The sequence below is a fragment of the Wolbachia endosymbiont (group A) of Andrena fulva genome (genome assembly GCF_964026815.1).
Classification (GTDB): Bacteria; Pseudomonadota; Alphaproteobacteria; order Rickettsiales; family Anaplasmataceae; genus Wolbachia; species Wolbachia pipientis.
In genome coordinates this window covers 730717-744052 of sequence record NZ_OZ034701.1, presented here as the reverse complement: position 1 = coordinate 744052, position 13336 = coordinate 730717, and the positions used below count along the sequence as shown (strand labels likewise).

The window sequence follows — 13336 nt, the reverse complement described above, 5'->3', positions numbered from 1 at the left end:
CCTATTAAATATTATCAAATAATTCCTTTAATTCTTTCACAGAAACAATCTGCTCTTCTTTACTAACTTTTTCTATTATATAATCTGTCACTTTATACTCAAGCGCTTGCCCTCTAACTAATTCTTGAAATTGTTTATTTGATTCAAAATGCTTAAGTACTCTGTCAAATTGCACATCTTTACTGACATATTGATTTACAATAACACTCAAAACATCATTTTGAGTTAATGATATTTTATGTTCTGCACTAAATTTCATAAATAACATAGCAAGCTTTACACGTTTTTCAGCTTCTTTACAAGAATCATTTTGAGCACCCAATTCTCCTTCCATTCTTTGTTGCTCCTGTTTTACTATGTCTGTGGGTAAATCAAAACTATAATTAGCATCCAAATAATCAAACAGCTCCTTTTTAATTAAGAGATTTCTCATTTCGGTGCACTGATCACCAATCATTTTTTTTGCATGATTTATTAGCAAAGAATAATCTTTAAACCCAATACTCTTAGCTATTTCATCATCATTTTCAAAATCTTTGGCAATTTGAATCTCATTAACTCGCACAGAAAAATCAGCTTCCTGTCCTGCAAGGGAAATGGCTTGGTAATTTTCAGGAAATTTCAACTTAAAGTTCTTTGTTTCTCCCTTTTTCATACCAGTTAATTGATCTTCAAAACCATTAATAAATGTGCCAGACCCTAAATTAACGGCAAAATCTTTGCTACTTCCACCTTGAAAGAGCTTATTCCTAATCCTCCCTTCAAAATCAATTATCAATTTATCCCCATCTTTCGCTTGATAAGAAGCATCATCAACAGAGGCAAAATTGGGGAACTTTGTTTTGATAGAATCAATAAATTCTTTTATATCTTCCTCTTCAATCTTTGCTTCAATTTTCTTTAAGTTTATTTTGTCAAGATCTATCATCGGTACTTCAGGCATCGACTCAAAAGATAGCTTGTATACAAAATTGCCCTCCTCATTTTCTTTGCCCAGATCTGGTAATGATATAACATCAACCTTAGGATAAATGTGAGACTTGACTTCAATTTTTTTCATCAAATCACTTGAGCAATAATCAATTGTATTATTTATCACATATTCCAAAGCCTCGTTTTTATAATTTGCAACAACAAGGTCATAGGGCATCTTTCCAGCCCTAAATCCAGGTGATTTTGCATTTTCTGCTATCTCTTGCAACCTGGAATTTACCTTTTGTTTTATATAATCACTACCAACTGTGATTTCATACTCATACTTTAGTTTATCTATACTAAGCTCTTTGTAGGTATATACGCTACTTACTTCGACTGTATTTTGAGGTATATTATTAGACATCATAATTCATTTATTAACATTTTAATTCATATCTTAATAGAGTCATTTTACCAGAATTTAAGTTAAACACAATCCTTAAGAACAGGTTTTTACACAAACAAAAGTGTATTTAGTGATTATAAATTTTCCCTTAAAACCTAAGTTACATGACTTTAAAGTGCGGATAGAGGGACTTGAACCCCCACGAGCAAGCTCACCAGGACCTAAACCTGGCACGTCTACCAATTCCGCCATATCCGCAAGAAATTTTCAGTACCCTATTATAGGTATTCCATTAAAAATATTCAAGGTTTAAAGTCTTACTTAATTTATGGTATTTACACAATCAAAAAAGCTTATTAACATTTCTTAATGAAAGCTCTAAACCATGAAAATCAATAATGAGATTAATAACAAGCTTCTTACTCGCAATTTTTTTGATTACACAAAGTGGTTGCACAACCCTTATAATAGGTGGTGTGGTGGCTACAGCAACAGCAATAACAATGCAGGACAAATCCTTGGGAAATATCATTGATGATACGACTATGGTCATCAGAATTAATAAGGGGCTCTTAAAACATGGGCTATTTTCATCCATAAAGGTTAAAGTAAGTGAAGGAAGAGTATTGCTCATTGGAAGTGTTGACACTCCTGAAAAACAACTTACAGCAGAAAAAATAGCTTGGCAGCAAAAAGAAATTAAAGAAGTGATAAATGAAATAAGAGTAATACCAATTCAAATGGCTTCCATGCTAGACACCACTGTAGATGGCATGATAACAGCGGAAATAAGAACAAGACTCCTGGGAAAAAGAAATATTAAGTCAATTAATTATAGCGTTAATACGGTTGATAGAGTTGTTTATTTGATGGGTATAGCCCAAAATAAAGCGGAATTAAAAGCTGTAATAGCAATTGCAAGAAAAGTAAAGGGAGTAAAACAAGTTGTAAGTTATGTACGATACAGGTACAGTAAGTTACGCCATTAGGCAAAAATCGCTTTCAAATTATAACATTTGTACAGTTGTGACAATAGGTAGAGAACATAAATGAAAATTGCCTTTCAGATGGATGAAAATATAAATTTTGAAACTGACACTACATTCGTGCTAATAAAGGAAGCACAAAGGAGGAAGCACGAAGTTTTTGTCTATGCTCCTAACAATTTAGCACTAAAGCTAAACCATCCAATTGCTCTGGCTCAGAAAGTCAGCGTTGATGATTTTAGTTTTATCTCTAAAGAGGATGTAGCAATCAACTTGAATGAAATGGACATCATATTTATCAGACAGGATCCACCCTTTGATATGCGTTATATTACAACAACATATATCTTAGAAAAAACCAGCGCATTGGTAATTAACAATCCAACAGAAATAAGAAATTGTCCTGAAAAATTGATAACTTCATTATTTCCAGAGCTAATTCCGCCAACTTTGATTACTGAAAATATATCAATGATTAGAGATTTCTACTACAACTATCAAGATATTATTCTGAAGCCATTGTATAGTTATGGAGGAAACGATGTGATAAGAATACAAGATGAGAATAGTATTCAAGTAGTAGTGGATCTCATGATAGCAAAATACGAATGCCCTGTGATTGCACAATCATTTTGTAAAAACATAGATAAAGATAAAAGAATATTGCTACTTTATGGCCAACCAATTGGTGTAATGAAACGAATTCCAAAAATCAGTGGAGAGATCAGAACAAACATGCGACTTGGAGCAAGTTTTGAGCCCGCTCAAATGAACGATAGAAACAATGAAATATGTAACAAAATTGGTCCTGAATTAAAGAAAAGAGGGCTAATATTTGTTGGTATTGATATTATAGATGACTTCCTGCTCGAAATTAACACAACTTCACCCACGGGAGTAGTTTATATCAATAAATTGTATAATATATCGCTAGAAAAGGATCTTTGGGACGTGTTTGAAGAAAAAGCAAGCAGCCATCAACTAAACCTGTGAACAATCACCTTAACAAACTCAGTAGTCCCATTCTTTATCCCTGTTTTTTCTGTACTATTGGTCATATCACGCAATTTTTGAGAATTATTTAATAGATCAAATAGTACCTCTGTTAGATTTTTTTTTGCTTCACTATTCTGCTCAACTATTATAGCTGCTCTCGAGTTTTCAATATATTTTGCGTTATAAAATTGGTGATTATCTTTTGAGTAAGGGTAAGGAATATATATAGCAGAACGCCTAGCAAGAGTGATCTCTGCTATTGAAGTTGCTCCTGCTCTGCTAATTACCAAGTGAGCATTGGCCAGTCTATTCTCCATATCATCAAAAAATTCACTCAATTCACAATCGATCTTTTCACTTTTGTATAGACTTTTGACCTTGTTTACATTTTTCTTCGTACATTGCTGCGTCACTCTAATTTTCTTTTTCATTTTAATAGGTAAATCACAAATTACGCTGCTTACTACATCATCAAAAAAATTTGCACCTTGGCTGCCTGCTATGACCAATATATTTAGGATTTTCTCAGTGCTAGAATGGCTCTGTGCTTTTATATCAACAAAATTTCCTGTAAAAATACATTTATTGCCCTCTGCATATTTAGTCTCCGGAAAGCTGGTTGCAATTAATTTTGCACTCTTGAAAAAGAATCTATTTACTCTCCCTAAAACTGTGTTTTGTTCATGTAAAATTATAGGTATAGAAAGAACTCTTGCTGCAAGAAGAGTTGGAAAAGAAGCATAGCTACCAAAACCAATGACCGATTTTGGTTTTAATTTTCTTACTTGATACAGTGCTAACATAGAGCTGTATATCAAGAAAAGGAAAAACTTAAATTTGTTGCTGCTTGGTCTACGTAATGGTAAGGTGTAGCTTTCTATGTCGGTATTTTTATTTGTTTTTTTATCAGTGAATAATATGCAATTGTATCCTTGTGTCTTTAGTGCTTTTGCTAAAGCTATGGCCGGAAAGATATGCCCACCTGTGCCACCTGTTGCTAAAATAATATCCATCTGTAAATAATAAATCCTAGATTGTTAACTGTTATTTAACAATTTGCACGTAGAATTTTATTAAGCGTTATGATAGTTGAGTTAAAAATGCCTAAAAGTAATAGTAAAAAAGAACCTAATGAGAAAAATAAACCTCAAGAACAAAGAGAAGGCAGAAGCGGAGGTTTTTTAGAACTGCTAAAAAATATAATAAAAATTCTTTTCAATTCGGTCGTTGACCTACCTGAGCACGAGCAGCATAATAAAATGAAAAGCACTAATCTACAACAAGGTTTGGATACTAAAGGAAAAGGCCCAGAAGATCTTCATCCAAAGGCAAAGCTTGAAGTTAAAGAAGCAGCTAAGGGATTGAAAGAAGAGTTACAGAATTCTGATGCTGGTGGTAATCAATCTATTGAAACTAAAGTGCCTAATCAAACTACTACTCAAGACATTGACAACTCTAAAACGATGGAACGTTAGTTCAACTATTTAACATCTGCAGCAAGCACTGATTCATGTATCATCTCTGAAATGGTTGGATGAGGAAAAATCGTAGATTTTATGTCGAAGTCTGTTCCTTCTAGTTGCTTTGCAAGAGCAAAATTGCTAATTAACTCCGTTACTTCTGCACCTATCATGTGGCTACCCAGAATTTCTCCGGTTTTTTTATCTATAATCGTTTTCACTAACCCTTCAGTTTCACTGAGTGCAACAGACTTACCATTAAAGTTAGAGTGAAATTTTCCTATTTTTATATCATACCCACCTTTTATTGCCTGTTCCTCAGTAAGGCCGATGCTCGCTATTTGTGGATGAGAATAAGTGCAATTTGGTATGCATTCTTTTTTTAACGCATGAGCATTTTTACCAGCAATCTTTTCAATGCAGATCACGGCTTCATGGCTCGCTTTATGTGCTAAACATGGTGGGCCAGCTACATCACCTATTGCATACACATTTGATTCACTAGTTTCATACCATTCATTCGTTTCAATAAAGCCAGAAGGGCTTAATTTAATTTTTGTATTTTCTAAACCTATATTTTCAATATTTGCTTGAATTCCAACCGCAACAATCACCCTCTCAAATTCTTTGCTCTCACCACTACTTAGTAGCACTTGAGCAGAGTCTTTACTTTTAGTAAGAGCTTTTACGCTACTGCTTGTATATATTTCTATCCCCTGTTTTGTGAATATTTCTTGTGCTAAATCTGAAATGTCCTTATCCTCCAGCGGCAAAATAGTGCTCTTTATCTCTATGATTGTTACATCAACCCCCAAAGTACTATAAAAACTTGCAAATTCTATTCCAATTGCACCAGACCCTATAATTAGTAGCGATTTTGGTAATCTCTCTGGAGTCATAGCGTGCTGCGCATTCCATATTAAATCTCCATCTGCCTCTATTCCAGGCAGATTCCGTGCTCTCACGCCTGTTGCTAAAATGATATGCTTGGAAACAATTTCTTGTTCTTCCTTATCGCCAGCAACTTTTATAGTACCATTGCCTGCAAGTTTACCAAAACCTTGATGAACTTTGATATTATTTTTTTTCATCAAATATGCAACACCGCTTGACAATTTATCAACAACGTTTCTTGAGTATTTCACTATTGATTGTATATCAAAATTCGCTCCCTTTACTTCTATACCAAACTCTTTTGATCTTTTTATTAGCCTATAAACCTCAGATGCTCTAAGCAGTGATTTTGTTGGTATACATCCCCAATTTAAGCATATACCGCCTAAATTTTTTTCTTTTTCCACAATTGCAGTTTTAAACCCAAGCTGTGCCGCCCTAATTGCCGCTATATAACCACCAGGACCGCTACCTATAACCGTAATATCATACTCATTCATCAGTTTTCTTCGTATTCAAAAAGATTATATATAACAGATGGAACCCATACAATCAATGGTCTGTCATCTACCGTCTTAAGAGTCAAGATAAAAGTTGTTATTTTTTATCATGGCATTTAAACAAACGATAATTTTTCTCATGACAGCAACTAATGCAACCTTAGCAGCTTTGCCAGAATCAACCAAACGCTGATAAAACGCTTTCATTTTTCTGTTGTGGCGCATAGCAACAAAAGCTGACATGTATAGTGCTTTCCTTGCATAAAACCTGCCTCCTTTGATTTGAGCTTTGCCAACTTTTCTTCCACTTTCACTAGTTTTAGGTGCAACTCCAACTAAGCATGCAATTTCTCTATTCTCTAATCTACCAAGCTCAGGCACCTCTGTCAGTAGAACGCTCGCCGTCTTTGATCCAATACCTTTATAGCTGATTAAAAGCTCATTTTTTCCTTTCAATTCAGCTATTGCGTCTTCTATGTCTTGCCTAATTTCTTTCAATTGTTTTTCAGCAAACCCTATCTGTCTTTCTATGTATTCTCTAGCTTTTCCCGTCGCACTTTGCAGGCGACACTTGTTTGCATGAATTGCATCATTTAAATTACGCTCAACTGCCCCCAGCTCCTTTAATTCCTCTTGCTTTTTTGAAATTACACATCCTTTTACTTCACCGTCTTTACTGACAAATTCAGCGTATTTTTCCAGTAATTTAGCATCTAACTTGTCAGTTTTTGCAAAATGATTGCAAGCTTTGGCAAATGCATATACCCGATTCGGGTGAGCTTTATGGACAGTTATCTTGCAACAATTTTATAATGAGCTTTTCATAGCCACCAGTTTACACATAACTTGATGGGTAAATCGACTATATTTGTTTCTATAAACTTAGATATAGCATCACTCACGTTTGCTATGCGCTTATGCTTGCCATTAATTGAGATGTCCAATGCTTCCTTGGAAACATCTACTCCCATGAAAATTATTCTAGCCATTTTTGTACCTATAAATATCATCAAACAATAATGCAAAATGCTGTATACAGGATTGTAATTCGATCTTTTAGATCCACCTACCGTTCGTACTACATTTTGCTTTAAGCCTTACTATTACCCACAAATAAAAACATAGTATTGTATTTATTCAAATAATTTAATTTTATTAACCTGAAAGCTTATTAGATTAAAATTATTAAACTAAGAGTTATAATTTTAGCAACTAAAAGCTGTAAATTGCACCATATAAACAGTTATTTCAAGCAAAAGTTATGCCATTAAGAGCTATGCAACAAACATTTATATTTGTGGGTAATAGTAAGATCTAAATCCGATAGAGCATTGTTGGCACACCATCAAAAGTCGCCTCAGACCTCTAATGCATCAATGTACAGACTTACACCTTTTAGTTGGTAATACCATTTTAGATGTTTATCATTCGTTTTAGAAAATACTATAGTAGCGGAATGACGAATTTTTGTTTTTCAAATTGTCAGTAAATCTAAGTCAGTTTAGCTATATAAAACATAGTATAAAAAGAGCTATTTTAGCAAAATTTTAAACAAATAAAGTTAATTACTTCACAATTGATACCTTACGAGAAAAGCACATTTGATACAGATTTAAAATACAAGTTAATGAATTATTATGATTTTTACCAAGATAATAATATAGTAAGGTTTGGTAGTGAGATATCAAAATGGGAAAATACACTAATGCATGGTTTTATAAGAAGACTGACCCAAATCATCACGATTGTGCAAATGATGGCACTTGCGGGCAATCTATACAAAATTGTGAAATTGGTAATACAGACATTTCTTTTTTTGATAGTAACAAAAACTTAATTGCCAAAGTACCTAAACTACCAAAGTATTCTAGTGATAAATATGGGCATCAATTGTATAAGGAAGCCGAGTCAAAGCAGTTCAATTATTTTTCCACAAATATACATGATATTTTGTCTAACAGCTTTACCGTTAAATACGGGTATATAAATTGTACTATAAAATACGACAACTTATCTGAGCAGGAACAAAACCAAATAGAAACAGACATTAAAACTGCCTATGGGGCATTTAAAGAAAAGTTTTGCTTCAAAGATAGTAGCATAATTAAAGATATAAAGGTTTACATTTTCAATAATAGAAGCGATTATATAAAGTATAACAATCTTCTCGGCATAGATGAAGACGGTGGTCCAGGATATATTACACGAGGAGTAACAGATTATCAGAATATTCTGACATATAAGCAAAGTGCCATGGATTTTGTTCTAGGTCATGAGCTAGGTCACATATTTCAATTACGTTTTTCACCATCAGCAACAGTCCGAACTTTGAATATTCTGGATACTGAACTCATAGCAAATGTTGTTGGACGAGAGGTAGAAGAAAAAAATTATAAAGCTATTTGCAAGCAGATGGGTGTAGATGAATATAAAGACCGTGGATGGATGTTTCAATTTAAATATAAGGACACAACTGGTAGTATATACCGTGAAGATCTTTCAGAAGAAGAAAAATTTCAAATTATACAACGTATCAAGAACTCTGGATTAGATGAATATGAAGACCGTGGATCGATGTTTCAATTTAAATATAAAGGTACACTTTATAAATATCACAAGAACCTTTCAGAAGAAGAAAAATTTAAAGCTATACAAAATGTCAAGAGTATTCATGAACTAGTAGATGAATATGAAGACCATGGATCAATGTTTAGTTTTAAATACAAAGGCACCACTTATAGAGCAGAACACAGAGATTATCTTTCAGCAGAAGAAGAAAAACTTCAATTTATCAAAGACATTAAGAACTCTCATGAATCGCTCGTTAGTGAATGTGATGGATTGGGGAACGAGAATACAACTTTAGTGATTTACATTGATGAAAATAAGGAGATAAGTCGAATGTATTTTCAAAACTCCGACAAAAATATATTCAAACAGCTAGATAAGACATTTATAAGCAGAAGTAACCCTGAAGAAGAGGTGGAAGAATCAAATGAAGTAGAACAAAGTAATGTAGAAGAAGAAAAAAGTAACCAGCAAGACACTCAGCAACCCAGTAATTTCTTATCCAATATTTTTTCAGCAATTAAATCCATTATTGATTCTATCTCATCACTCTTTTCATGGTTATTTTGGTCTAAAGAGGAAAAATCTGATGAATCTACGCAACAACCTTCTGCTGATGACCTTTCTTTGCTTAAACCTGATGTGGATGAGTTAGGTCACGATGTTAGAGATCACTTATCAGACAATTATAACCATTACAACTCATCTGATGGGCTAATGTAATATAGCTAGTTTACAGTATCTGTTCAGATGCATGGCTAATGTACAAATATTGAAACAAAAATTCCAGTGCCCCTGTGATGTCATTCCAGTGCTTGACACTGGAATCCAGCTTTTAATCGAAAATGTTGTATAGTACACAATCAAATTTTCTGGATCCCAGTGGGCTTTGTTGCATCGCTCAAGTGAAAAGAACTGGCAGTTACTGACAAATTCATTATAAATAGCCATTTAACTGTTGAAGAAAAAATATGCCACAAAAAATGAGAGTCAGTAACTGCCAAGGTGCGCCAAGAAGTGCTTGGAGAACAGTTGGTGAAAATCCAACACAAACAAAGTCTAGCCAACAGTTTGGAACAGACCACTATGTTGCATGAGGTAACGAGTGTAATAGAGCTAGTGGGATGGACAATGCAGGGCACAACGGAAGTGAAGGAGTGGAGTCCCGAAATACCTGAAGACATAGAGGTCGACATGTTCATGGCCATGGAAGACAGCATGAAGGATAACGTAAAGGCAAGTTATCACTCACTCTATCGGGATCTGAGACCGTGCCATGTATTGAAATGGACTTCAAGTGAACTTGGGAGATCCCATGCATTCCTATTAAGGTACGTTGGAACAAGTCAACAAAGGCAAGAACTAGCGGAAGATGCAGGGGAAGTCGGACTGATTGATAGTACTCAGAATGTGGGAAAGCCACGTACAAGGGGAAGCGATCAGCAATATAGTAACTGGAATAGGGATTGCTATGCCAATACAACGGAGGTAGGAATAACATGCGATATAAACTAAACCAGATAGCAGTAAGAGCAAAGCAAGATAAGCGACTAAAATTCACATCGTTAGTCCATCTGATAAATACAGAGAATCTTGCGAGATGTTATAAAGAACTGAAGCGTAACAAGGCTTGTGGAGTAGACCAGATAACAGTGGAATCATACGGAGAAAATCTGAATGAGAAACTCGAAGTGCTAGTAGAAAGTATGAAGAGGAAGCAATATCAACCACAACCAGTAAAGAGGGTATATATACCGAAAGCTGGAAGTAAAGAGAAACGCGGACTCGGAATACCATCGACCGAGGATAAATTAGTACAGATTATGCTGAAGAAGATATTAGAAAATATTTACGAGGCAAACTTTCTGGACAGCTCATATGGATTTCGACCAGGAAGAAACTGTCATCAAGCGGTAAATGCACTAGATAAAGCAGTTATGTACAAGCCAATAAACTACATTGTAGAAGTGGATATCAAGAAGTTCTACGATAATATACAGCATAAATGGCTAATGAGGTGTCTAAGGGAACGAATAACTGACCCAAATTTGCTGTGGTTAGTAAAGCGGTTTCTCAAGGCAGGGATAGTCGAAGCTGGAAATTATGAAGCAACAAAACAAGGTACACCACAAGGCGGTATAGTAAGTCCTGTATTAGCAAATATATACTTACATTATGTGTTGGATTTATGGATAGAAAAGAAATTTAAACCAAGATCCAGAGGATATATACAAGTAATAAGGTTTTGCGATGATTTTGTGGTTTGTTGCGAAAGTAAGGTAGACGCGGAAGAATTTCTGGAATTACTGAAACAAAGGCTAAATAAATTTGGGTTGGAAGTATCTGAAAACAAGACCAGAGTAGTAAAGTTTGGCAAGAGGGAGTGGCAACGAGCGATAAGAGAGAAACGAAGGACGGAAAGTTTCAATTTTCTGGGGTTTACGCACTATGGTGCAAAAAGTCGTCGTGGTAGATTAATGATGGGACATAAAACCTCTAAGTTAAATCTAGCCAGAAAACTAAAAGAAATCAAGGAGTGGTTGAAAATAGTCCGCGGAAGTATTCGACTTAAAGATTGGTGGCAAGTACTGAAGGCTAAATTAACAGGACACTATAACTACTTTGGTATTAGCGGAAATTATTGGTGTTTGAAACAATTTTACACATCAGTAAGAAAGCTAGCATTTAAATGGATAAATCGGCGTAGTCAGAAAAAGAGTATGACCTGGGAACAGTTTGTACACTACGTAGAAGTAAATCCATTACCAAAGCCAAAAATACATTTTTCTTTATATGCATAAGAGGGACGACTGTGAAAACTAATATTGATGAGCCGTGTGCGGGAAATCTGCAAGCACGGTTCTTTAGGGGGAGTTGTAGTAATAAAACTCAAACGAGAGGAGTAAAGCTACAGCTTCTACCGAACACCCTTGATCGCTATGTAACAGCAGATTTTTATCGGGTTTGCGTTTATCAACGGCCATTAATAAAGAATCTATAACTAATTATCATGTTACTCATTAACCACCATGCGTGAATATAGGTCAATTATTGCCGCCAACAACCTTCTTTAGTTTTTATGTAGGTAATCCCAAACTTTATTTGGCTGATCAGTAGTAAAATTTTGATCCAATGTGTTCGGAGCCACAACTCGGTTGCTTATTTGCTGTTTTTTATTTTTGAACCTTCGTCTAAGCTTGGCTTTAATGCCATTTTCTTGCATAACACTTTGTACTGTTTTAATTTTTGCCTAAAGCTTTTAATTCAGCGTGAATTTTAGGGGCTCCATATCTGCATTTAGAAGCTTGATGTGTTTTTTGAATATCTGCTAGAAGCCCTTCTTTTGCTAATTCTTTACTGCTTTTTTCCTTAGCAACCCATACCACCAGTACAAAACCCTACATAGTTCCTGTGTTTTATAGCAATTTCTATATAAAAGAATACTTTACTCTTTTTCTTTGCCCAGGGCTTTTTTTAAGATGTCTCTTTCTCTTATTAGCTCTTTTTTTAGATCAAATCTTTCTTTGTCATAAGGAGCCTTTGCCTGGAAATGCGTATGCTCCAGACATTTTTCCATCATATTTTCTTACTTAACATACTGCCATCTATACCTAGATCTTTTGCTATTTTTGTACTTGCTTGACCTGTTTCTTTAACCAGCTTAACAGCTTCTAATTTGAATTCTGCTGTATATTCTCTTCTATTTGTCATATTTTGAAAAAACGTTTTATTTTACTCCAAAAACGTTTTAACTTTCTCTCTACTTTTTCTGGGTAAGGTCACTTACAACTTACTTTTAATTAGTCTAACCCATGCGTGCCAATCCCTCTCACCAAGATTGCTTTCAAAAGATAGGAGATCCTTTACAGCTTTTGAGCAAATTTCTTCACTTGGAATTGATAACTCCTTATTCATTGCTAACGTTAAACATTGAGTTTTGCACGCTTGTTCTAAATGATACGTGTAAAACATTGCTTCTTGTATAGTCCGACCACACGTTATAGATCCATGATTACGCATTAACATGACAAAATTTTCTTTCAGATCAGCTATTAACCTCTTTCCTTCTGTATCGCTAAGTGCTAGGGAATTATAATTATGGTAAGAGATTTTATTGTAAAAGTGCAGTGCCCATTGACTTATAGGAAGCAGCCCATCTTTGAGAGAAGAAACCGCTACAATAGAAGGTGTATGCAAGTGAAAAATTGCTTGAATATCTTTCCTTGCTTGATAAACAAAACCATGAATTATATAGCCAGTTCTATTATATTGATATTCTTTGCCTTCAACTACATCTCCATCAAATGATACTTTCATTAACGAACGTTCATCTACTTCATCAAAACGCATACCAAACGGATAAATATAAAACGACTTTTGATCTTCAGAACGCACTGAAAGGTGAGTATATGTATGATCATCGAACTTAAGGTAGGACAAAATCTGATAGGCATAGACTAGATCCCTTTTTACTCTGCTCTTTGTTAACAACACAATCCTCTGTTAGAATCTTCTGAAGGTTTATACGCGAAAAGAGACTTGTAGTAAACTAATAAGTCTATGCCACTCTGTCTTGCTTTCTGAATACCAAACACTTTTGTGTTGTAGCTT

The 13336-nt window shown here is 34.6% G+C and carries 16 protein-coding genes and 1 tRNA gene; 7 read left to right on the top strand and 10 right to left on the bottom strand.

Features of this window, described 5'->3' with window-relative positions; translation table 11 throughout:
- Positions 1 to 4 precede the first annotated feature (4 nt).
- Positions 5 to 1339, bottom strand: a complete 1335-nt coding sequence (gene tig, locus AAGD84_RS03645; RefSeq protein WP_341818163.1) for a trigger factor — start codon at positions 1337 to 1339, stop codon at positions 5 to 7.
- 158 nt (positions 1340 to 1497) lie between these two features.
- Positions 1498 to 1579: transfer RNA gene (locus AAGD84_RS03640), tRNA-Leu, on the bottom strand.
- Between the two features lie 140 nt (positions 1580 to 1719).
- Between AAGD84_RS03640 and AAGD84_RS03635 the strand changes: the two genes are divergently transcribed.
- Positions 1720 to 2310, top strand: coding sequence for a BON domain-containing protein (locus tag AAGD84_RS03635; protein ID WP_236514819.1), 591 nt, complete (start codon positions 1720 to 1722; stop codon positions 2308 to 2310).
- 60 nt (positions 2311 to 2370) lie between these two features.
- Positions 2371 to 3300: a glutathione synthase gene (gene gshB / locus AAGD84_RS03630; protein WP_015589118.1), complete on the top strand. Its 930-nt coding sequence runs from the start codon at positions 2371 to 2373 to the stop codon at positions 3298 to 3300.
- On the opposite strand, the gene murG is transcribed toward gshB, so the two are convergent.
- The gene (murG, locus tag AAGD84_RS03625; protein ID WP_264722783.1) at positions 3285 to 4316 is read right to left on the bottom strand and encodes an undecaprenyldiphospho-muramoylpentapeptide beta-N-acetylglucosaminyltransferase; all 1032 of its coding nucleotides are present in this window, start codon (positions 4314 to 4316) and stop codon (positions 3285 to 3287) included. The genes gshB and murG overlap by 16 nt on opposite strands.
- A 69-nt stretch (positions 4317 to 4385) precedes the next feature.
- On the opposite strand from murG, the gene AAGD84_RS03620 reads away from it, so the two are divergent.
- The gene (locus AAGD84_RS03620) at positions 4386 to 4778 is read left to right on the top strand and encodes a hypothetical protein (RefSeq protein WP_006279962.1); all 393 of its coding nucleotides are present in this window, start codon (positions 4386 to 4388) and stop codon (positions 4776 to 4778) included.
- 5 nt (positions 4779 to 4783) lie between these two features.
- Here the strand turns inward: AAGD84_RS03620 and lpdA are convergent, their stop codons facing one another.
- From lpdA to AAGD84_RS03605, 3 genes are all read right to left on the bottom strand, one after another.
- On the bottom strand, positions 4784 to 6157 hold the full coding sequence (gene lpdA / locus AAGD84_RS03615; protein WP_044471191.1) for a dihydrolipoyl dehydrogenase: 1374 nt from the start codon (positions 6155 to 6157) through the stop codon (positions 4784 to 4786).
- Positions 6158 to 6232: 75 nt separating this feature from the next.
- Complete coding sequence (locus tag AAGD84_RS03610) at positions 6233 to 6655, bottom strand: transposase (RefSeq protein WP_264722784.1); 423 nt, start codon at positions 6653 to 6655, stop codon at positions 6233 to 6235.
- Between the two features lie 323 nt (positions 6656 to 6978).
- Positions 6979 to 7146 carry a hypothetical protein gene (locus AAGD84_RS03605; RefSeq protein WP_182319366.1) on the bottom strand — a complete coding sequence of 56 codons (168 nt, stop codon included), beginning with the start codon at positions 7144 to 7146 and terminating at the stop codon, positions 6979 to 6981.
- Positions 7147 to 7846: 700 nt separating this feature from the next.
- Between AAGD84_RS03605 and AAGD84_RS03600 the strand changes: the two genes are divergently transcribed.
- The 4 genes from AAGD84_RS03600 to AAGD84_RS03585 all read left to right on the top strand — a co-directional run bounded on the left by AAGD84_RS03600 (position 7847) and on the right by AAGD84_RS03585 (position 11726).
- On the top strand, positions 7847 to 9448 hold the full coding sequence (locus AAGD84_RS03600; protein WP_264722785.1) for a hypothetical protein: 1602 nt from the start codon (positions 7847 to 7849) through the stop codon (positions 9446 to 9448).
- 282 nt (positions 9449 to 9730) lie between these two features.
- Entirely contained in the window at positions 9731 to 10240 is a 510-nt protein-coding gene (locus tag AAGD84_RS03595) for a hypothetical protein (RefSeq protein WP_341817816.1), read from the top strand.
- Positions 10225 to 11526: a group II intron reverse transcriptase/maturase gene (gene ltrA / locus AAGD84_RS03590; RefSeq protein WP_338476458.1), complete on the top strand. Its 1302-nt coding sequence runs from the start codon at positions 10225 to 10227 to the stop codon at positions 11524 to 11526. The genes AAGD84_RS03595 and ltrA overlap by 16 nt, the downstream gene beginning before the upstream one ends.
- A gap of 11 nt (positions 11527 to 11537) precedes the next feature.
- Entirely contained in the window at positions 11538 to 11726 is a 189-nt protein-coding gene (locus AAGD84_RS03585; RefSeq protein ID WP_341818157.1) for a hypothetical protein, read from the top strand.
- A gap of 238 nt (positions 11727 to 11964) precedes the next feature.
- On the opposite strand, the gene AAGD84_RS03580 is transcribed toward AAGD84_RS03585, so the two are convergent.
- The 4 genes from AAGD84_RS03580 to AAGD84_RS03565 all read right to left on the bottom strand — a co-directional run bounded on the left by AAGD84_RS03580 (position 11965) and on the right by AAGD84_RS03565 (position 13219).
- Complete coding sequence (locus AAGD84_RS03580) at positions 11965 to 12111, bottom strand: IS3 family transposase (protein WP_341818156.1); 147 nt, start codon at positions 12109 to 12111, stop codon at positions 11965 to 11967.
- Positions 12112 to 12170: 59 nt separating this feature from the next.
- A complete protein-coding gene (locus AAGD84_RS03575) occupies positions 12171 to 12305 on the bottom strand; it encodes a hypothetical protein (protein WP_007548509.1) in 135 nt (44 codons plus the stop codon).
- Entirely contained in the window at positions 12302 to 12436 is a 135-nt protein-coding gene (locus AAGD84_RS03570) for an IS3 family transposase (protein WP_007548354.1), read from the bottom strand. The genes AAGD84_RS03575 and AAGD84_RS03570 overlap by 4 nt, the downstream gene beginning before the upstream one ends.
- 72 nt (positions 12437 to 12508) lie before the next feature.
- On the bottom strand, positions 12509 to 13219 hold the full coding sequence (locus tag AAGD84_RS03565) for a class II aldolase/adducin family protein (protein ID WP_065094941.1): 711 nt from the start codon (positions 13217 to 13219) through the stop codon (positions 12509 to 12511).
- Positions 13220 to 13336 lie beyond the last annotated feature (117 nt).